This is a genomic window from Sphingomonas sp. CFBP8993 (genome assembly GCF_034044895.1).
Taxonomy (GTDB): domain Bacteria; phylum Pseudomonadota; class Alphaproteobacteria; order Sphingomonadales; family Sphingomonadaceae; genus Sphingomonas.
In genome coordinates this window covers 1-19,399 of record NZ_JAXCWU010000004.1, presented here as the reverse complement: position 1 = coordinate 19,399, position 19,399 = coordinate 1, and the positions used below count along the sequence as shown (strand labels likewise).

Annotated in this window: 15 protein-coding genes; 12 read left to right on the top strand and 3 right to left on the bottom strand. The window is 64.5% G+C overall.

The genetic code is table 11. From position 1 onward, the window contains the following. Window positions 1-100 precede the first annotated feature (100 nt). Window positions 101-3,187: a TonB-dependent receptor domain-containing protein gene (locus SOM26_RS09020; protein ID WP_320452394.1), complete on the top strand. Its 3,087-nt coding sequence runs from the start codon at window positions 101-103 to the stop codon at window positions 3,185-3,187. 49 nt (window positions 3,188-3,236) lie between these two features. Here the strand turns inward: SOM26_RS09020 and SOM26_RS09015 are convergent, their stop codons facing one another. After that, the gene (locus SOM26_RS09015) at window positions 3,237-3,608 is read right to left on the bottom strand and encodes a hypothetical protein (protein ID WP_320452393.1); all 372 of its coding nucleotides are present in this window, start codon (window positions 3,606-3,608) and stop codon (window positions 3,237-3,239) included. 140 nt (window positions 3,609-3,748) lie between these two features. Between SOM26_RS09015 and SOM26_RS09010 the strand changes: the two genes are divergently transcribed. The 9 genes from SOM26_RS09010 (at window position 3,749) to SOM26_RS08970 (ending at window position 15,883) form a co-directional block, all read left to right on the top strand. Next, on the top strand, window positions 3,749-4,711 hold the full coding sequence (locus tag SOM26_RS09010; protein WP_320452392.1) for a LysR family transcriptional regulator: 963 nt from the start codon (window positions 3,749-3,751) through the stop codon (window positions 4,709-4,711). Between the two features lie 345 nt (window positions 4,712-5,056). Then, a complete protein-coding gene (locus SOM26_RS09005) occupies window positions 5,057-7,291 on the top strand; it encodes a TonB-dependent siderophore receptor (protein ID WP_320452768.1) in 2,235 nt (744 codons plus the stop codon). 45 nt (window positions 7,292-7,336) lie between these two features. Further along, window positions 7,337-9,136, top strand: coding sequence for an ABC transporter ATP-binding protein/permease (locus SOM26_RS09000; RefSeq protein WP_414712041.1), 1,800 nt, complete (start codon window positions 7,337-7,339; stop codon window positions 9,134-9,136). After that, entirely contained in the window at window positions 9,133-10,491 is a 1,359-nt protein-coding gene (locus tag SOM26_RS08995) for a TldD/PmbA family protein (protein WP_320452390.1), read from the top strand. Before SOM26_RS09000 ends, SOM26_RS08995 begins: the two co-directional genes overlap by 4 nt. Next, window positions 10,488-11,939 carry a metallopeptidase TldD-related protein gene (locus SOM26_RS08990; RefSeq protein WP_320452389.1) on the top strand — a complete coding sequence of 484 codons (1,452 nt, stop codon included), beginning with the start codon at window positions 10,488-10,490 and terminating at the stop codon, window positions 11,937-11,939. Before SOM26_RS08995 ends, SOM26_RS08990 begins: the two co-directional genes overlap by 4 nt. Window positions 11,940-11,960: 21 nt before the next feature. Continuing rightward, the gene (trxA, locus tag SOM26_RS08985; RefSeq protein WP_320452388.1) at window positions 11,961-12,284 is read left to right on the top strand and encodes a thioredoxin; all 324 of its coding nucleotides are present in this window, start codon (window positions 11,961-11,963) and stop codon (window positions 12,282-12,284) included. After that, entirely contained in the window at window positions 12,281-13,054 is a 774-nt protein-coding gene (locus SOM26_RS08980; RefSeq protein WP_320452387.1) for a hypothetical protein, read from the top strand. Before trxA ends, SOM26_RS08980 begins: the two co-directional genes overlap by 4 nt. A gap of 55 nt (window positions 13,055-13,109) precedes the next feature. Then, window positions 13,110-15,491 (top strand): S9 family peptidase, encoded by a 2,382-nt coding sequence (locus SOM26_RS08975; RefSeq protein WP_320452386.1) that lies wholly within the window; start codon window positions 13,110-13,112, stop codon window positions 15,489-15,491. A 77-nt stretch (window positions 15,492-15,568) separates the two neighbouring features. Continuing rightward, the gene (locus SOM26_RS08970; protein ID WP_320452385.1) at window positions 15,569-15,883 is read left to right on the top strand and encodes a hypothetical protein; all 315 of its coding nucleotides are present in this window, start codon (window positions 15,569-15,571) and stop codon (window positions 15,881-15,883) included. A gap of 19 nt (window positions 15,884-15,902) precedes the next feature. On the opposite strand, the gene SOM26_RS08965 is transcribed toward SOM26_RS08970, so the two are convergent. Beyond that, window positions 15,903-16,862, bottom strand: coding sequence for an IS481 family transposase (locus tag SOM26_RS08965; protein WP_320452384.1), 960 nt, complete (start codon window positions 16,860-16,862; stop codon window positions 15,903-15,905). 138 nt (window positions 16,863-17,000) lie between these two features. On the opposite strand from SOM26_RS08965, the gene SOM26_RS08960 reads away from it, so the two are divergent. After that, complete coding sequence (locus SOM26_RS08960; protein ID WP_320452383.1) at window positions 17,001-17,864, top strand: glycerophosphodiester phosphodiesterase family protein; 864 nt, start codon at window positions 17,001-17,003, stop codon at window positions 17,862-17,864. Between the two features lie 62 nt (window positions 17,865-17,926). Here the strand turns inward: SOM26_RS08960 and SOM26_RS08955 are convergent, their stop codons facing one another. Continuing rightward, entirely contained in the window at window positions 17,927-18,355 is a 429-nt protein-coding gene (locus SOM26_RS08955; protein WP_320452382.1) for a hypothetical protein, read from the bottom strand. On the opposite strand from SOM26_RS08955, the gene SOM26_RS08950 reads away from it, so the two are divergent. Continuing rightward, window positions 18,324-19,052: an alpha/beta hydrolase gene (locus SOM26_RS08950; RefSeq protein ID WP_320452381.1), complete on the top strand. Its 729-nt coding sequence runs from the start codon at window positions 18,324-18,326 to the stop codon at window positions 19,050-19,052. The two genes, SOM26_RS08955 and SOM26_RS08950, sit on opposite strands and share 32 nt — an antisense overlap. The last annotated feature ends 347 nt before the right edge of the window (window positions 19,053-19,399 follow it).

Genomic DNA, 19,399 nt, shown 5'->3' with positions numbered 1-19,399 from the left:
GCCTTCGCGAAAAATCGGACCGATGACCAAAAATCGGCGGACTTCAAAAGACATAGGGTGAAGTCGCGGGGGCGCGATCATCACTGAGAAGGGGGAGTTCATGAAGAACACAGGAATTTTGTTTGCGACCAGCGCGATGGTGGCGCTCTGCGCCGTTCCGGCCGCCGCACAGTCGCAACAGACGACGGGCGGCACGTCCGATACGTCCAAGAGCGAGAGCCGCAAGAACGCCGAGCGCGAGGATATCCGGTCGGACGGTCGCGATCAGGCCCAGGGCGGCGATACGGCCGCGGGCGACGTCGTCGTCACCGGCTCGCGCATCGTCAATCCCAACCTCGCCTCGGCTGCACCGATCCAGGCCGTCTCCGCGCAGGAGATCAAGCTGAGCGGCGCGGTCAATATCGAGGACGTTCTCAACCGCCTGCCGCAGGTCGTACCTTACGCCCCGCAGGCCGATGACGAGGGCAACGGCACCGGGCGCATCAACCTGCGCAACATCGGTGGTTCGGGCGGCGCGGCGCTGATCCTGCTCGACGGCATGCGCCTCGGCGGCCAGGTTGCGGCCGACATCAACTCGATCCCACCCGCGCTCGTCCAGCGGGTCGACGTGCTGACCGGCGGTGCCGCGGCCGTATATGGCCCCGACGCGCTCACCGGCGTGGTCAACTTCATCCTGAAGAAGAATTTCAAGGGCGTGCAGGTCGACGCCAATTACGGCTTCTTCAATCACCTGAATCGCCGCAACATCGTCACCGACACCGCGCAATCACGCGGTTTCCCGACCCCGCTGGGCTGGACCAATGACGGCGCGCGCGCGACGATCAACGTGGCAGCAGGCACGCAGCTGTTCGACGACCGGCTCTCGCTCTCGGGCTATTTCAGCTATCGTCACACCGAAAACCTGCCGTACAATTCGCGCTCGTCGCAGGCGTGCCACCTGTTGCAGAACGGGATCGACGGTGCGCTCAGCTGCGACAGCACGATCTACTCGCGCTACGGCTATATCTACAGGCTGAACAACGGTACGCCGGGCACGCCGCAGATCAACGCCAGCGACGGTAGCCGCGTCTTCCGCCCGTATCGCAACACGCAGGACGCGACCACCGACCGCCAGAACCGCATGGACGACAGCTATCAGATGCTGCGCGCCAACGAGCGGTACAATGCGGGCGGCTTCCTGTCGTTCAAGGCGACAGACTGGGCCGAAATCTACGGCAGCTACATGTACACCCGCAACACCAGCCAGGGGACGTACCTGCCCGCCACGATCGGCGAGGGGACCAACGGCGCGGGCGGCTATCAGCTGAACTGCAACAACCCGCTGATGTCGGCGCAGCAGGCGCAGGTGCTGTGCGGCGCGGCGGCCGGCACCTCGGCGACCGTACCGATCGACTTCGGTTATCGCTTCCAGCATTACCCGACCCGTACGATCGACTATGAGCAGGTCTATAACCGCGCGGCGCTGGGCGTGCGTGGCGACTTTGCGGGCGCGTGGCATTATGATGTCGGCGGGGTCTGGGCCAAGAGCCTGGTCAAGAGCGCGATCAACCGCAACTGGGCACCCTCCGGCACCAACATCGCGCGCGCTCTGAACGTCGTCAACGTCAACGGCGTGCCGACCTGCGTGGCCAAGGTCAACGGCACCGATCCGAACTGCGTGCCGCTCGACATCTTCCGCGGGGATTCGAACGATCCCGCCGCCTATAACTATATCTTCGCCTATGGCCCCAACGGGCCGCGTCGCAATGTCGGCTATTTCTTCGACGTGCAGGCCAATATCAGCGGCGACCTGGGCAAATACGGCATCCGCTCGCCATTGGCGACCGATGGCGTGCAGGTGAGCTTCGGCGCCGAACTGCGTCGCGACATCGCCAACAACTTCACCAGCGCCGATTATAACACGATCATCCAGGGTACGCCGAACCCGTCGTCCTTCTCGCGCGGGACCCAGACCGCCAAGGAGCTGGCGACCGAAATCCAGGTGCCGTTGATCCAGGATCAGTCCTGGACCCATTTGCTGGGCTTCAGCGGTGGCTATCGCGCGTCCAACTACGACACGTCGTCCAAGACCTTCTTCAGCACATGGAAGCTGGAGGGCACCTGGGCACCGATCCGCGACATCCGCTTCCGCGTAGCGCGCAACTTCGCCTCGCGGGCGCCCAACGTGTTCGAGGCAACCGAGAACATCAATTTCGCCCGCAGCCTGAACTTCGTCGACATCTGCGGCGCGTCGACCGCCGCGGGCGGTGCCCCGCTCGCCAGCCTGGCTGCGTGCCAGTTGCAGCCCGGCTTCAACCCGGCCAGCTATGGCAGCACGACCATCCGCTGCCCCGATGCGGGCTGTATCTACCGCAACGGCGCAGTCGATCCGGCGCTGGGGCCGCAGACCGCCAACACCCTGACGTACGGCGTGGTGCTGACGCCCAGCTTCCTGCCGCGCTTCAGCTTCTCGGTGGATCATTACGAGATCCGCTACACCAACCAGATCGTTGGGCTGGATCAGGACACGATCGTCAACAACTGCATCAACTATGCGACCGATCCGACCGAGCTGAACCGGATTTCGTGCCAGCAGTTCGTGCGCAACGGCAACGGCACGCTGTTCGGCAACATCAACAATCCGAATTCGGGCTATGTCAGCTCGCTGGTGCTCAACGTGCCCAACCAGATCGGCACGACCGGCTATGACTTCCAGGCGCATTACGACCTGCCGGTCGCCGGCGGCACCTTTGCCAGCGACTTCAACGGCGGTCTCGTGACCAGCGCGGCCTCGATCACCAACCAGTCGGGCAATGTCGGCTATTTCGGCGACGGCGTGGGTAATCCCATTCCGAAGTGGCGCCACAATCTGCGCGGTACCTTCACCGGCGCGGAAGGGATCTTCCAGGTCTCGCTGAATTGGCGCTATATCTCGGCCACCCAGAGCGGCACTGTTCGCCGCACGGTCCAGAACACGTTCGCGCGCATCCCCAATTACAGCTATTTCGACCTGGCGGCGAATGTGAACATCGCCAAGCGGATGACGCTGGGCGTGACGATCAACAACCTGCTCGACAAGGACCCGCCGATCATCCCGGCGCGGGGCGGCAACAATACCTACTCGATCAACGGGTGGCAGAATTCGCCGGTCAATTTCTACGACATCTATGGCCGGTACATTCAGTTCTCGGTCACGACGAACTTCTGATCCAGGACCCGAAATGCCTATCCCCGTCGGCCATGCCGGCGGGGATTTTTCATGGGATCGCCGCCAGCGCGCTTGCGCTGGGACAATGGCCCGCCGCTCTGCCTGCGCCCGGCCGATAGATCAGCCGCATCCGGTCCGGCCCGGTGGGGATACAGGCCGCGAGGTGGTATTCTCGCGCCAGCGCGTCGCGCAGCACGCCTCGCGTAGCAGGGTTGCCGAGGGCGAAACGGGGATAGTCGTCGACGATGGCGACGGGCCGCGTCGCCGGAATACGGCGGATCTCGGTCACCGGGTTGGTGCCGATCACGGCTGAGCTGGCTTCGTCGCGGGTGTTGAGGTGGCCGGGGAAGACCCATTTCGACGGCAGGCAACTGTGCGTTAGCAGATAGAGCGCAAGATAGCCGTTGGCGCTTGAACTCATCGCTGAAATTAGGCTTCTCCATCATCGCCGCTTGTCCTCAAAATCAGGATCCAAGACGTCCGGAAATCCAGGGGCTACTCAGTTTGACACGCATCGCGCTGCCTTGGATGATCTGCCTACGATAGTGGGGCGGGAACGTAATGAGCGATGACAGAGGGCCACCTCAGCAGATTTTGCGGCGGCTGAATCTCAACCTTCTCTACGCGCTGGCGGCGATTCTGCGGGCGCCTACCCTGACCGAGGCGGGGCGGATGATCGCGCTTAGCCAGCCTGCGATGAGCATGGCGTTGCGGCGGTTGCGCGAGAATTTCGACGATCCGCTGGTCGTCTACCGACATGGCGAACGCCGTCTGACCGCGCTGGGCGAGGCGCTGCGCCCCAGGATCATGCGCATCATGCGCGAGGCAGGCGACGTGCTGGACCTTCGGCTGGATTTCGACCCGGCCACGACGTCGCGCATGATCGTAATCGCGGCACCCCAGGAAATCGAACTGATGTTGCTGCGTACCACCATCCCCAGCCTTTTGCGCCAAGCGCCTGGATTGCGGGTCGAACTGGTGCCCTTCAACTATAGTTCGGTCGAGGCACTGTTCGAGCGCGGGGTCGACCTTGCGATCCTGCCCGGACGGATGGTCAATCCGACCCTGCCGGTTCGGCTGCTGTTCGAAATGTCGCACACCGCCATGGTCTGCCGCGATCATCCGAGTCTGGGCGATCGCATGACGGTCGAACAATATCTGAATGGCCGTCACGTCGCCCTGTCCGAGGACATGGAGGACGGCAATATGGGCATCCACGACCATCCCCTGCTGGCGCGCCGCAATGTGCTGGTTCGCACCAGCATGTATGCGATGCTCCCCGCGCTGGTCGAGCGCACCGACCTGATCGCCACGGTCGCTTCCTGGTCGGGGCAGTATTATGCCTCGACCATGCCGATCCGGCTGATCACTATGCCCGGCGAACTGTCACCCATGCCTGTTGCGGCCCAATGGCCGGTCCATCTCGACGGTGCACCGTATCTGGAATGGGTGCTCGATGCGTTGAAAACCGGCATCGAATGGCATGGCCTGCTGAGTGACCGTTTCGACCATCAATGTGGCTGATGAATATATCATAATTAGTGATTTGCCCTGATCCTTGTTCCTTTGCATCGTTTCTCCAGAAGGAGGACGCACCCAGCGCGACCCGAACAGGTCGGATATAGGGGACGCCGAATTTACCGCAGGCGCGTGATCCTGATCCTGCGGGCAGGGCAAGGTCGGTTCTTGAGAACCGATCGTGGATCATCATGGGCAACCGTCAGGGCGGATACCCGCGAAACGGGACTTTGGCTTGTTTGTCCAAAGCATGGAAGATCGTGGGATCTCGCCAGCACGGCAAGGGGGCAGGTGATGAAGAATCTACGATTGATGCTGGCGTCTTTGTCTGTGGGGGGCAGCGCCTTGTCGATGATCGCGGGCGCGGCGCCGGCGATGGCGCAATCCAGCCGCATATCGGTGCCGGAAATGCCGCTCGCCGATGCGCTCCACCAGATTTCCAGGGAGACGGGCGTCCCCGTCGATTTTGACCCTGACGCGGTGAGAGGCAAGAATTCCGTCGCCGTCCACTCCGCCCGAACGGCGGAGCAGGCGGTCCGCGAGGCGACGCATGACAGCGGCCTGACGGTCGAGATGCGCGACGGCCGCCTCGCGGTGTTCAACGACATCTTCGTGGTCGCGCGGCGCGATGCGGCGGAGACGAACTACCTCGTCCGGGCGACTTCGACCTCCAGCCGCACCGGCAAGTCGCTGCGCGAACAGCCGCGCACGGCGCAGATCATCTCCAGCAAGCTGATGGAAGAACAGCAGTCCCAGTCGGTCTTCGACGCGCTGCGCAATGTCGGCGGTGTGACCGTCAATACGGCGACCGTGCAGGGCGGCGTCACCTATTCGGTGCGTGGTTTCGCAACCAGTGGCCTGACCAACGGCATGCCCACGGGCGTCGCGGGCGCCTCGACCCAGCCGGTCGCCAATGTCGAGCGCCTGGAGGTGCTGAAGGGGCCGGACGCGATCCTGGCGGGGATGCAGAATCTCGGCGGCGCGATCAACATCGTGACCAAGAAGCCGAGCGCGGACACCTTTGTCCAGGCCACCGCCGAGGCGGGATCTTTCGGCCAATATCGCTTCACCGGCGACGCGTTCGGCGCGGTCAATTCCAGCAAGACGGTCAGTGCGCGCATGATCGTCAGCGTCAACCAGGCGGATCGCAACTGGGGCGGTTATGCCGGTCTTCGCGACAACCTTGTCGCCCCCAGCATCCGCTTCAAGAACGGGACCACCGACGTGATCGCGGGCGTGTCGCTGGGCGACCAGTTCACCCCGGCGGCGCCCTATACGCTGCTTAATCCCGATACCAACCAGCCGTTCGAGGTCAGCCTCGACAAGCCGCTGTGGGGGCAGAAGAACCAGGGTGCCCGTACCGAGACGGTGCAGGCCTATGTCGACCTGACGCAGAAGGTGACCGACTGGCTGACCTTCGTCGTGCGCGGCCAGCATCAGGACATCGTCACCGACGTGGCGTCCTATGGTCCGTTCGCGGTGTTCAGCGGGTCCGGCACGGTGCTGTTGAATGGCGGGCACGCCCGGAACACCATCTCGCTGGACACGGTCGACAGCTATGGCCGGTTCGAATTCAAGACCGGTCCGCTGCGCCACATGATCATCGCCGGCGGCACCTATGTCCAGAATTCGACGCTCTCGGCCAGCGCGTCGAAGGGGTTCATGGCGCCCTATAATCTGTTCACGCCGCCGGCACCGCCGCCGCTGCCCGCCATCGACCAGCAGGATTATATCACCAAGACGCACCAGACCGGCTATTACGGCCAGTATATGCTGAACGTCTGGAAGCTCTCGCTGGTCGCGGGCGTTCGCGGTAACGATTACGGCAGCAACATCCGCTTCTTCTCGAACCGGCGGCCGAATTCCGAGGGCCGGTCTTCCTCGTCGCCCAATTTCGGCGCGGTGTTCGATGTGACGAAGAATGTCAGCATCTATGGCACGCTGGCTTATGGCTATACGCCGACGGTGGTGGTGGACTTCAATCGCAACCTGCTGCCGGATGTCGAGACCCGCAACAGCGAGGCGGGCGTCAAGATCGACCTGTTCCACAGCAAGGTCCTGCTGCAAGGTTCGTATTTCAAGCTGCGCCAGAGTGTCGCGATCATCGCCGATCCGCTGCATCCCGGCTATGTGACGGCGGCGCCGGGATTGCAGTCGCAGGGCATCGACCTGAGCATCATCGGCCAGATCACGCCCAACTGGATGATCTCCGGCACCTATGTGAACGCCCAGCCTGAGGTGCTGACGCTCAGCCAGTATGGCAACACCGTACAGGGTCAGCCGCGCGAATCCTACAGCCTCTATTCCTCCTATCGGCACAAGCTGTCGGACGACGTGACAGCGGGCCTCAGTGCGGGGGCGTTCGGACGGTCGAGCGCGGCGGTGACGCGGACGGGTTCCTATTATGTGCCTCCGGCCATCCAGATCGATCTCAACGGCTTCCTGAGTTGGCAGAAATTCGATCTGAACATCGGCATCCGTAACCTGTTCGACCGGCGCAATTACGGGATCAGCTACAACACCACCTATCTGCCGATTCAGGAGACGCGGACGGTGCGCGTAACGCTGTCCTATCGCTTCCGGTAAGGACGGCAGCCAACGATACGCTGAACGGGATACGCAACCGCCATGATGCCGCAACCGACACAAAGCGGGGAGGTGCGTCGCGAGACGCATCTTTCCCCTCCACAACCAGCCGGAGAGCGCTGGCGTCATGCGTTCCGGCTGGTCGGGGCCTATTGGACGTCGAAGGACTGGAAATTTGCCTGGTTCGCGGTGATCCTGCTGCTCGGCTTCCAGTTCGGCACCACCTATCTGTTCGTCGCGACCAATCGCTGGCAACAGGCCTTTTACGACGGGATCGAGAAGCGGGAGGTAGGCCGCTTCGCCTGGTTGATGATGCTGTTTTTCGGCATCATGGCGTTGCAGGTATCGATCAGCCTGGTCGAAACCTTCATCAGGATGGTGCTGGGCATCCGCTGGCGGCGCTATCTGACGGATCGTTACATAGGGCGCTATCTGTCGCATAACCGTTATGCCGAGATCGAACGGTTGCGGATGATCGACAACCCGGATCAGCGCATCGCCGACGATATCGGCGCGCTGACGGGCACGAAGGGCAACATGCCCAGTGTCGTCACCATCGCGTTGGGCTTCGTCGGCAGTATCGTCGGCAGCATCACCTTCGCGATGATCCTGATGGAAACGGCCGAGCCGATCCGCTTCAGCCTGTTCGGTGCCGCCGTCTCCATTCCCGGCGGCACAGTCTGGTACGCGGTGCTTTACGCCATGTTCGGCAGTTTCGTGATCGGGTGGATCGGGCGCCCCTTCATCCGCGCGACGATGCGGTTGCAGCATGTCGAAGCCGATTTTCGTGGTAACCTGATGCACGTGCGGCGCAATGCCGCGCAGATCGGCTTCGCGGGCGCGGTGGCGACCGAGCAGGCCGCGCTTGTCGAATCCTTCGACCAGATCCGGCGCAATTTTCGTCGGCTGATCCTCACCACGCTGGGCATCCAGGCGGGTGACGGTGTCTACCAGCGGGTCGGCGGGATCATTCCGATCATGCTGCTGGTGCCGCGCTACTTTGCCGGGGCGATCAGCTTCGGCCAGGTGATGGGCGCGCGCGATGCGTTCGGCACGATGGTCCAGAACCTGTCCATTTTTGTCCAGCAGTTCAGCTGGATCGGCCAGCAGGTCGCCAACATCAACCGTCTAAAGGCGCTGGACGACGCGATCGACGCGCGGCGGCCGCGCGGGATCGCTTTCACCTTCCGGCCCGACGCCGGACCCTCGACCGCGATCGCGACGCAGGGGCTGCGGATCGCCCGGCCCAGCGGCGCGGCGATGCTCGACATCGGCGACTGGACCGTGCGGCGCGGCGAGCGCTGGGTGGTGCAGGGGCCGTCGGGCGCGGGCAAGAGCACGCTGCTGCGCGCGATCGCCGGGCTGTGGCCCGATGGTGCTGGATCGGTGACGTTGCACGGCGAGGGCACGGTGATGTTTGTGCCGCAGCGTCTCTATCTGCCGCTGGGCAATCTGAAGGCCGCCATCTGTTTCCCCGATGCGGCCGAGGCCCATGACGACGCGACCATCGCTGCGCTGCTGACCCGCGTCCGGCTGGCCGCGCATGTCGAGCACATGCATGCCGTGCGGATGTGGCAGGAGGAACTGTCACCGGGCGAGCAGCAGCGCGTGGCAATGGCGCGTATCCTGCTCCACCGCCCCGACCTGCTGGTGCTCGACGAGGCGACGAGCGCGCTCGATGCCGACAATGCCCGCTTCTTCCACGGAGAATTGCTGGCCGCCTTGCCCGACATCACGCTGGTCAGCGTGGTCCACGACAACCGGCTGCGCCGCTATCACAGCCATGCACTGACCATCGGCGACGGCCATGCGGCCTGTTCGACGATCCCGGAGGAAACGGAATGACGGGCTTTTGCACCCGCGACGAGGCAAGTCTGCGCGACGCGGCGGCGGCGGCGGTCGAACAGGCCAGGGCGCTCGGCGTCGACGCGGCGTCCGCCACCGTGCGCGCGGGCGGCGGCATCAGCATCAAGGTGCGCGGAGGCGTGGCGGAGAGCGCGGTGCGCGACGCCTATCAGTCGCTGTCGCTGACCGTGTACCGCGATGGCCGCACCGGCGGGGCTTCCACCGTGGCGCTGGACGACGCCTCGATCGCGCGGGTGGTGGCGGAGGCGCATGCGATTGCCGGGCTGGTCCAGCCCGACGCCGATGCCGGGCTGGCCAACTTCGAAACGCTGGCCTGGGATGGCCCGGCGCCGGAGATGTTCGCCCATTCGGGGCAATCGCCGGAAAGCCTGATGGCGCGTGCGCTGGAACTGGAAGCCCTGACCGCCGATGCCGCGGCGCAGGCCAGCGGTAGCGTGCGGGCGGGGGAAGTGGCAGTCGGATCCAGCGATCATCTGTCGGCGCTGGCGACCTCGGCGGGCTTTTGCAGGTCGATCGCGGCCTCGACCCACACCCAATGGGCGACCGCGCTGGCGGACGACCCGAACGGGCCGAGCGTGCGCGAATATGCACAGGCGAGCGATCGCCGCTTCGATGCGCTTGGTCCGGTATCGGCACAGGCCCGACAGGCGGTGGAGCGCGCCGTCGCACAGCGCGGGGGACGCTCGATCGCGGGGCGCCGCGCCCCGGTTCTGTTCGAGGCGCGGATCGCACCGACGCTGATCCACGCGCTGACCCAGGCGCTGTTCGGTCAGGCGCAACACAGCCGCGCGAGCTGGCTTGCGGGCGCGCTGGGGACGGAGATCGCCGCCGACCATCTCGATCTGTTCGAGGATCCGCTCGAGCCCTTCGGCATGGCGAGCGGCGGCTGGGATCATGAAGGGGTGGCGGGCAGCCGCCGCGCGATCATCGCGCGGGGACGGTGCCAGGGCTATTTCCTCGGCAGCCGGTCCGCCAGGAAGCTTGGTATGCGCTCGACCGGCAATGCCGACGGGCCGTGGAACCTGATCCTGTCCAGCCATGCGCCGGGCGGCACCGCCGCGGCGATGCGTCAGGCGATGGACACCGGGTTGATCGTCACGCAATTGCAGGGTGGCGGCAGCGATCCGGTGACCGGCAACTGGACCCAGGCGGTCTCCGGCTTCTGGGTGGAGGGGGGCGAGATCGTCCATCCCGTCATCGACGTGACGTTGGGCGGTCGCCTGCCAGACATGTGGCGCCGCGTCGTGGCGGTCGGCGAAGACCGCGAACGGCAGGGGGCGGTGCGCACCGGGTCCATTCTGGTCGACGATATGCAGATCGGAGGACGCGCATGACGAGCGCCGCGATGGACCGGGCCAGCACCCGTATTTTCGCCCCCGCCGGGCTGGACCGGACAGACGTGGGGCGTGCGCTTGGCCGGCTGGCGGTCGGAGGTGCCGATCTGGGCGACCTGTATTTTGAAACGCGCAGTTCGCGGAACTGGCGGCTGGAGGACGGCCGCGTCACCGCCGGGGGCTTCGGCATCAACCAGGGTGTCGGCGCGCGTATCGCCCGCGGAGCTGAGGTCGCCTTCGCCTATTCCGCAGATATGCGGCCCGAGGCGCTGGCGATCCTGTCCGACACCGTTTACGCGCTGGGCCGGGCCGGTGGCGGTCACGTCACCGCACCCATCACGTTGAACGCGGCATCGGCGGACCATGGCCTGTATCCCACGCTCGACCCGGTGGCGGACGCCGATGCGGCGCGCTGGATCGCGCTGCTCGAACGCGTAGAGACGCTGGCGCGTGCCGCCGATCCCCGCATCGTTCGGGTCGATGCGAACCTGTCGGCGAGCGAACATGTCGTGCTCGTCGCGGATCTCGATGGCCACATGCGTGCCGATGTGCGGCCGATGGTCCAACTGCGCCTGACCATCGTGGCGGAGGCCAATGGACGCCGCGCGCGCGGCTTTGGCGGGCTTGGCGGGCGTCACGACCTGTCGGGGTTGCGCGAGGATGCGATCGCCCGCGCGGTCAGCGAGGCGACGACCATGGCGCTGGTCAATCTGGACGCGCGACCCGCACCCGCAGGCACGTTTCCGATCGTGCTCGGCCCCGGCTATCCCGGCGTGCTGTTCCACGAGGCGGTCGGCCATGGGCTGGAGGGCGATCATCACCGCCAGGGGCTGTCCGCCTTTGCCGGACGGGTCGGTGAGCGGATCGCTGCGTCGGGCGTCACCGTGATCGATGATGGCGGGCTGCCCGGTCGGATCGGTTCGCTCGGCATGGATGACGAGGGGACCGCGCCGGAGAAGACCGTGCTGGTGCGCGACGGCATCCTGACCGGGCTGATGCAGGACCGGTTGAACGCGGGCCTGATGAACGCGCGACCGACCGGCAATGGCCGTCGCCAGAGCCATGCGCATCTGCCGATGCCGCGCATGACCAATACCTATCTCGCCGCGGGCCAGGACGATCCGGCCGACATCCTGCGATCGGTCTCGCGCGGCATCTATGCCACCGCGTTCGGCGGCGGACAGGTCGACATCACCAGCGGCCGGTTCAATTTTTCGACCACGGCCGCCTGGCTGATCGAGGACGGCCGCCTGACCGCGCCGATCGAGGGCGCGACGCTGATCGGCGTCGGGCACGAGGCGTTGAAGCATATCAGCATGGTCGGTCACGACCTGGCGCTCGACGACGGTGTCGCCACCTGCGGCAAGCAAGGGCAGACGCTGGACGTCGGCGTCGGCCAGCCGACCATCCGCATCGACGCGATGATGGTCGGCGGTCGCGGTGGATGATCACATTCAGGGAGAGGTGATGTGAGTAGCGTACAGGTGGCGACCGTCGCCACGTTCGACGATATGGTATTGGCTGCGGATGTGCCGGTGCTGGTGGACTTCTGGGCACCATGGTGCGCCCCGTGCCGGGGGCTGATGCCGACGCTGGAGGATCTGGCGCAGGATCATGCCGAAGAGGCGCGCATCGTGAAGGTCAATGTCGAGGACGAGCCGGGCCTTCGCGACCGTTTCGCCGTCTCGACCCTGCCGACCCTGCTGCTGTTTTCCGGGGGGGAGATGCGCGACCGCATAATCGGCGTCCAGTCGCGGGCCCGCCTGTCGGCGATGCTGGACGCAGCGGCGTGACCCCTGCGTTTCACGGCGATCCGGCGGTCAAGTCGGGCATGCTCGAAGACTCCGAACCACCCGCCGATGCGGAGGCGCTGGCGACACGGGCTGGGTTGCCGATACCCGTGGCGGCGCTGTTGCTGGCACTGACCGAGCGGGTGCGGACCCTGGCGGACGGGGAGCCCTTTCTCCACGCAGCACTGAAGGCCATTCCGGTCGGTGCGGACCTGTCACGCGTGGCGAACGGCGCGGCGCTCGTCCTGCTCGACGCGCCGGAGCTTGCACATGGTCCCGGCCCGGCGGTCGCGCTGCTGGGTGACATGCGGGCGTTGCATCGGCGCAGCCATGACGGGGATGTTCCCGACCGGACGAGTTGGAAGACGGTCCGCGCGGCGGTGCTGGCGCTGCCGCCCGCCGGGGATCGGCAGGAGCGGTCGGCGACCCTGATGTGCGAGGCTGCGTGCTGGCCCGCCGATAACGGACAGTCGACGCTGCCCGCCATCTTGCGCCGCTGGGTCGATCTAGCGGAGATCGAGGCGACGCCGGACTGGTCGGCCGAGGACGACCGCCGCAGCCAGGCGGTGCTGGAGCGGCTGTGGGAGGAAGCAGCGCCTGCGCGCGAGGCCGGGGAGGTGGTTCGCTACCCCGCGCTGTTCCTGGCGGCCGAACCCGATCTGTGCAGCCGCTACGAAGCGCATCTCACCTATACCAATCGTCGCGTGGGCGAGCGGGCACGCGAGTTCGCCGCCGTGCTGCTGCGGATGATGGCTGACGTGCCCGTCCGCTGACCTGGGACGTGGCGTGAGGGATTGCGGGACGACGAAGAGCATGATGATGATATCCATGACCATCCACCGACCGGTGCTGCTGGCGCTTGTCCTGTCCCAGTCAGTTCTTGTCGAACCGGTGCTCGCCCAGTCGGTGCCCGTCGCGCCGAAGGCAATGCCCTCCGTCGCGGAACGCTATGCGCTCGCCGACAAATATCTGGCGCCCGCGTTCGACACGCTGCTCGTCGATGCGATGCCGCGACCGCAATTCACCTTTGACAGCAAGGGCGTGCTCTATCGCGCGGGGACGGTCGGTGCGCGCATCTTCACCTATTACCACCTCGCCAGCGGCACATCGCGCCGGATCATCGGTGAGGACGCGCTCGCCGCACAGCTCGCCCAGGCGACGGGCAAGGAGGTCGATCCCAAGCAGATGGTCCTGGACGCGCTCGACTATTCTGGGGGTGCCCTGGTTTTCAATTTCGCGGGGCGGCGTTGGACCCTGGGAGCGGACGGCCAGGTCGTGGCGGCGCCGGTCGGCCCGCCGCAGGGTGACGGTGGGGTATCACCCGACGGCCGGTTCGAGGTGCTTGTCCGCCACGACAATCTCGTCGCGCGCGACCGGAAGAGCGGGCGCGAGGTCGCCCTGACCACCGACGGCACGCCCGAGCAATCCTATGGCCGGACCATCCCCCAGCTCAGCGACATATTGGAGCAGGGGACGGAGGATCCCAAACGGCCCGTCCAGGTCCGCTGGTCTCCCGACAGCCGTTATGTCGTGACCTGGCGGCTCGATACGCGCGGGGTCGTGCCCCTGTCGGTCACGCAGGAAAATCCGCCGGGCAGCTTCTATCCGCGCAGCTTCCGCTATATCTACCCGCTCGCGGGCGCGGAGAAGGTGCCGCAGAGCACGCTCTATACCGTCAATGTCGAGGATGCGCTGAAGCGGCGACGGGCACGGCCGGTCGTGATCCAGGTGCCGCCCGAGGTGCGGCTCTATCCCGACGAGATCAAAAGCTATTGGATGGGCGGGCACCTCCGCTTCCAGCGGACCGAGCGCGGTTATTCGAAGATCGAATCCTTCTCCGCCGATCCCGATACCGGCGTCGCGACGCTGCTCGCGCGTGAGGCGGTCAAGCCGCTGGTGACAGTCACCGCCACGTCCTTCCGTGGCGCGCCTGACCTGGGCGGCGAATTGATCGTGTCGGAACGCTCGGGCTGGGCGCAGCTCTATCTGGTCCGGCCGGACGATCCCGATGGCGGCTATCCGTTGACGCGCGGCAAGTGGGAGGTGACCGGCATCGCCGACTATCGGCCGCAGGACAAGACGCTGCTGCTGACCGGCATCGGGCGCGAGCCGGATCGCAATCCCTATTACCGGCAACTCTACCGCGTGGTGCTGGACGGTAGTCAGCCGGTGCTGCTGACGCCCGAACCGCTGGATCACGTCACCAGCCTTTCGTTCGACGGGCGCTATTTCCTCGACAGCATGTCCAGCCCGACGCAGCCGACCGTGACCGTCATCCGCTCGGCGGTCGATGGCCGTATCCTGAAGACGCTGGCCAAGGCCGATGCCAGGGCACTGTTTGCCAGCGGCTTCGTGCCGCCGGAGCCCTTCACCGGCGTCGCGGCGGATGGTCGCACACCATTGTACGGCATGATCTGGCGGCCCGCGAATTTCGATCCGAACCGCCGCTATCCGGTGATCGACTATGTCTATACCGGGCCGACCACCCATGTCGTGCCCCAGGACTGGGCCTCAGCCGTGCGGCTGAACACCAACAGCGTCGCGCAGCTGGGTGCGATCGTCGTTGCGATCGACGGACGCGGCACATCGCAGCGGGGCCAGGCGTTCCGTCTGCCCGCCTATCAGAATCTGGGCGAGGTCGGCATTGACGATCACATCGCGATAATGCGCCAGATGGCGGCGCGCTACCCCTATATGGATCTGGACCGGGTCGGGGTCTACGGCTTCTCAGCGGGCGGTTATGACGCGGCGCGCTTCATCCTGCGGCGCCCCGGCTTCTTCAAGGTCTCCGTCGCGGGCGCGGGCAACCACGACCTGCGGCTCGACAAGGCGTGGTGGCCGGAGGTGTCGATGGGCCTGGCCCCGCCCGAGGTCTGGGAACGCAATTCCAACATGTCGGTGGCGGGCAACTTGGTCGGCAAGCTGTTGCTGGTGCACGGCGATATCGACGACAATGTCCCCGTGACGGAGAGCTTCCGCCTCGCCAACACGCTGATCGCCAAGGGTCGCGACGTGGACGTGGTCATCCTGCCCAACACGCGCCACTTCGTGTACCAGCCATTCTTCTGGCGCAAGCTGCGCGACTATTTCGTGCGCAACCTGATGGACGAGAATCCGCCGCCGCTCCCCCTGCCGTCGGGCAAGGGCATGGACCCGGTGACGCCCGATCCCAAGCAAGCGACAGCAACGCTCTTGACCACGCGGAACTGAGCTGTCGTGCTAGCCGCTAGGTCGTTCATACGCTCACGGGCGGACCATTCAGGACGACCGGCGCTATCCAAGAGCGCTTGCGCAAGCTGATGGATAAGGAGCCAGTGCGCGAAATGCTGGAAGACCTGATCGCCCGCGAAACGATCAAGAACGGCGCGACATTCACGTTCCACGGCCTACGCAAGAATGCTTGCTGCTATCTGTTGGAGACGGCTCTGAACGATAGTGAAGTAGGCTCAATCTTGGGCATGTCGCCCGAGATCGTCCCCCACTATGGCAAGCGCACCCGCGCCCTCATGGTTGCCCGTGGCGCTGCCAACCGGATGACCGCTGGCAAAATCATTGGTTTGTCGGAGACACAAGTCGCTATGGAGATAGCCAAGAATGGCTGATTTCAGCCATTGGTGACCCCTAGGTGTTCAGTCCTGGCATCTGGTGGATCGGATTGACGATGAACCGATCTGGCTCTGACGTCCAGATCTTGGCGATGTATTCGTAGGGTGTAAGCCCGCTGAGCGTCTTGAGCCGGCGGGCGAAATTGTAGGCGGCCATGAAGTCGGCGAGGTGCATCCGCAGTTGGTTGTGGCTCTCGTAGTGGAAGCGTTTGACGGTCGCCTCCTTGATGGTCCGGTTCATCCGTTCGACCTGTCCGTTGGTCCACGGATGGTTCGGCTTCGTCAGACGGTGCTCGATGTCGTTTGCCTCGCAGATCATGTCGAACCGCATTTGGCGCGACCAGGCGGTGTTGCGGTTACGAGGCTGCTCGGCGAACTGGATGCCGTTGTCCGTCAGAATGGTGTGGATACGGTACGGCACGGCCTTCAGCAGGTTTTCGAGGAACGCGCATGCTGTCCGGCGATCAGCCTTGTCGACCAGCTGCGTGACCGCGAATTTGCTAGTGCGATCGATGCCGACGAACAGGTAAAGCTTGCCTTCGGCGGTCTGCACCTCTGCGATGTCTATGTGGAAGAAGCCGATCGGGTAGCGCTTGAAGCGCTGCCGCTTCGGCTTATCGCCTTCAATGTCCGGCAGACGGGATATGCCATGTCGCTGAAGGCAGCGGTGCAGCGCTGACCGGGTCAGGTGCGGGATGGACGGCTGCAATGCGTAGAGGCAGTCGTCGAGCGGCAGCAGTGTGTGACGGCGGAACGCCACAACCATCGCCTCTTCAGCCTCGGACAAGGTTGTTGAATGAGGGGCCTTCGGCCCGGTCTTCAAATCCTCGACCGTCGCCCTTTTCCGCCATTTCGCGACTGTCTTCGGATTGATCCCCAGTTCACGGCTCAGCGTCGCGAGCGAAGCTTGCGATCGCTGTATTGCTGCTCGGACGGCGTGCGTGGTCGTGGCGCTCCCGTGACGTACCTGTCCCATGCGGTTTCCTTCCATTCCAACGAAAGGATCGCACCAGCAAACCGTGGGATCAAACACCTAGTGCCTATATATCTGGCGAACGCTTCTTGGTTGGCAAAGTCACCGTCAGGAAGGCCGACGCTAATTGCGCAACGCAGCGTGCATCAGCTTTTCGAGGGCAACTCGGATGATCCCCAGGATTGCCGGGCCAGGCATATTCTGCCGCCACGCCACCGCCTGATCGATAACACGCTGCCCTTGATCCGCGCTGCCATCGATGCTGGCGCGGATGTCGTCGAGGTCGACGTCAGGGAGACGGCCGACGGGGAGTTCGTCCTGTTCCATGATTTCGGACTCGAATGCCGGACGGATGGAACAGGACCTGTCAATCGGACGACCTTCGTGGACATGAAGTCCTTGGATGTCGACTATGGATATACCGCGGACGGCGGCAAGACCTACCCGCTCCGGGGTCATGGTCGGGGGCTGATGACCACGCTGGACGAAGCGTTTCGCGCCTTTCTGAAGCAGCGCTTCCTCGTCCAGTTGAAAGACGGCGCGTCGTCGGGCACCAACCTCGTCCTGTATATCGACAAGCGGCATCCCGAAGCCTGGAGCCGTATCGCCCTGTTCGGCGACACGCCCGCGACTGAGGCCGTCAAGAAACTTCGACCGCAACTGCCGGTGATCCATGACAGGCGCGGTGCGAAATGCACGCTCGCCTATGCCGCACTTGGCTGGACAGGCTATGTCCCGAAGACATGTCGAGACGGCACGGTCCTTGCCGCAATGAACATGCGGGCCTTGGCCTGGGGCTGGCCCAATCGCTTTCTTGGGCGCATGGCGAACGCCAATACCGATGTCATGCTGATCGGGTCGGTGTCCGGTCTGGGTTCTGACGACTTCACCCGTCTGGATACGGTCAACGAGCTTGCGAAGGTGCCGGATGGCTTCTGCGGCCTGATTTGGACCGATCGTGTCGAAGTCATAGGACCAGCCGTTCGCAAACGGTGGCCGCGTTGATCCGGCAGCCCGGCGGCTCCGCAATACGGGCCATGAGATAAACTATGGGCTGCCGGGATTTATTATCCTTTGTCGGCTCGATTGAGCCGAACATATACTTCCGCCAGCGCCGACAAGACATGTAGCCATGAGGTTTTTGCGCCTATCCCGCGCTGAAGCCGGTTCCCATTCACCATGATGAGGAGATCGCGCGTGACCCGATCGAAGATGGTATGGCTTTTTGCGGTGACGGCGGCTCTCTGCGCATGTGGCGGTTCGACGGCGGCCGAGCAGAGCAAGCCTGCTTCGCCTCCTGACGATGCGGTCGAGAAGGTCGAAATCTGGCAAGCGCCCGCAGGATCGCGCCAGATCCATATCTGGCCCGGCGCTGCGCCCGACGGAACGTTCAGGCCCCAGCCTGGCGAAACGGTCCGAACATATCGCGATCCTGGCGTGGCAGGCGGCTGGTCCCAGGTCGTCATGAACGTCGCGGTGCCGACGATGACCATCATACCCGCGAAAGAGCCGAAAACGAAGACGGCGATCATCGTCCTTCCCGGCGGCGGTTTCCAGAAGGTTTTCGTCGGGCTGGAGGGTACGGAAATCTGCGACTGGCTGGTGGCCAGGGGCGTCACCTGCATCGTCTCGAAATACCGGGCGCCAGGAGGCAACGACTTTTGGGACCCGGTGACGGAGCGCCAGATCACGCCGAAAATCCCACGCGCGCTGCAGGATGCCCAGCGGACCATAAGGTTGGTGCGGGCCAAGTCTGCCGAACTGCGCATCGATCCCAACCGTATCGGCGTCCTTGGCATGTCGGCTGGCGGCTATCTGGTGGCACAGACCAGCAACATCCTCGCGCCGACCTATCGCCCGGTCGATGCGATCGACAAGATCAGCAGCCGTCCGGACTTCGGCATCGCACTCTATCCCGGCCATATCTGTAGGGACGACGGGTCATTTGATCCGAAGCTCCCCATTACGAAAGCCGCTCCCCCGCAATTCATCGCCCAAGCCTGGAACGACGAGACCGATCCCGTCTGCAACAGTCTGATGTATGCCTCCGCGCTCGACAAGGCGGGCGTCTCCACCGAATTGCACCTGTTCGCGCATGGCGGCCATGCCTTTGCGCTCCGCCACCCGACCGAGCCTGTCGGCAAGTGGCCGGAACTGGTCGAATTGTGGCTCAAGCAAATCAAGATGCTGTAATTTCAGCACTGGCTCTCGGATTAGCTCGCACGACCTGGGGAGATGGAATTGATCGGGCTTTCGGCAAACTCGGATATGAATGAATGACCGAAAGTCAGAGGCGGTCAAGGTAGGTTGAGTGGCGGGAATTGGGTCGTGGCGGCAGGCGGGCAGGGTGGCCGCTCCCGCCCGAGGCTGTGTAAAAACGTCGGAATCTGCTATGGTTTTCCGACGTTTCGGGAGGCTTGGGCATGGGCCGTTTCGTTCAGGGGGAAGACCGTCGGCAGGACTATCTGCTGCCTGCATCGCTTGATGATTACGTATCGGCAGATAACCCGGTTCGCGCGGTCGAGGCGTTCATCGATGCG

Excerpts from the sequence above, each read along its gene's own strand:
- SOM26_RS09020 (WP_320452394.1), top strand. The coding sequence starts at position 101 with ATGAAGAACACAGGAATTTTGTTTGCGACCAGCGCGATGGTGGCGCTC.
- SOM26_RS09015 (WP_320452393.1), bottom strand. The coding sequence starts at position 3,608 with ATGAGTTCAAGCGCCAACGGCTATCTTGCGCTCTATCTGCTAACGCAC.
- SOM26_RS09010 (WP_320452392.1), top strand. The coding sequence starts at position 3,749 with ATGAGCGATGACAGAGGGCCACCTCAGCAGATTTTGCGGCGGCTGAAT.
- SOM26_RS09005 (WP_320452768.1), top strand. The coding sequence starts at position 5,057 with ATGATCGCGGGCGCGGCGCCGGCGATGGCGCAATCCAGCCGCATATCG.
- SOM26_RS09000 (WP_414712041.1), top strand. The coding sequence starts at position 7,337 with ATGCCGCAACCGACACAAAGCGGGGAGGTGCGTCGCGAGACGCATCTT.
- SOM26_RS08995 (WP_320452390.1), top strand. The coding sequence starts at position 9,133 with ATGACGGGCTTTTGCACCCGCGACGAGGCAAGTCTGCGCGACGCGGCG.
- SOM26_RS08990 (WP_320452389.1), top strand. The coding sequence starts at position 10,488 with ATGACGAGCGCCGCGATGGACCGGGCCAGCACCCGTATTTTCGCCCCC.
- SOM26_RS08975 (WP_320452386.1), top strand. The coding sequence starts at position 13,110 with ATGACCATCCACCGACCGGTGCTGCTGGCGCTTGTCCTGTCCCAGTCA.
- SOM26_RS08965 (WP_320452384.1), bottom strand. The coding sequence starts at position 16,862 with ATGGGACAGGTACGTCACGGGAGCGCCACGACCACGCACGCCGTCCGA.
- SOM26_RS08950 (WP_320452381.1), top strand. The coding sequence starts at position 18,324 with ATGAACGTCGCGGTGCCGACGATGACCATCATACCCGCGAAAGAGCCG.
- SOM26_RS08955 (WP_320452382.1), bottom strand. The coding sequence starts at position 18,355 with ATGATGGTCATCGTCGGCACCGCGACGTTCATGACGACCTGGGACCAG.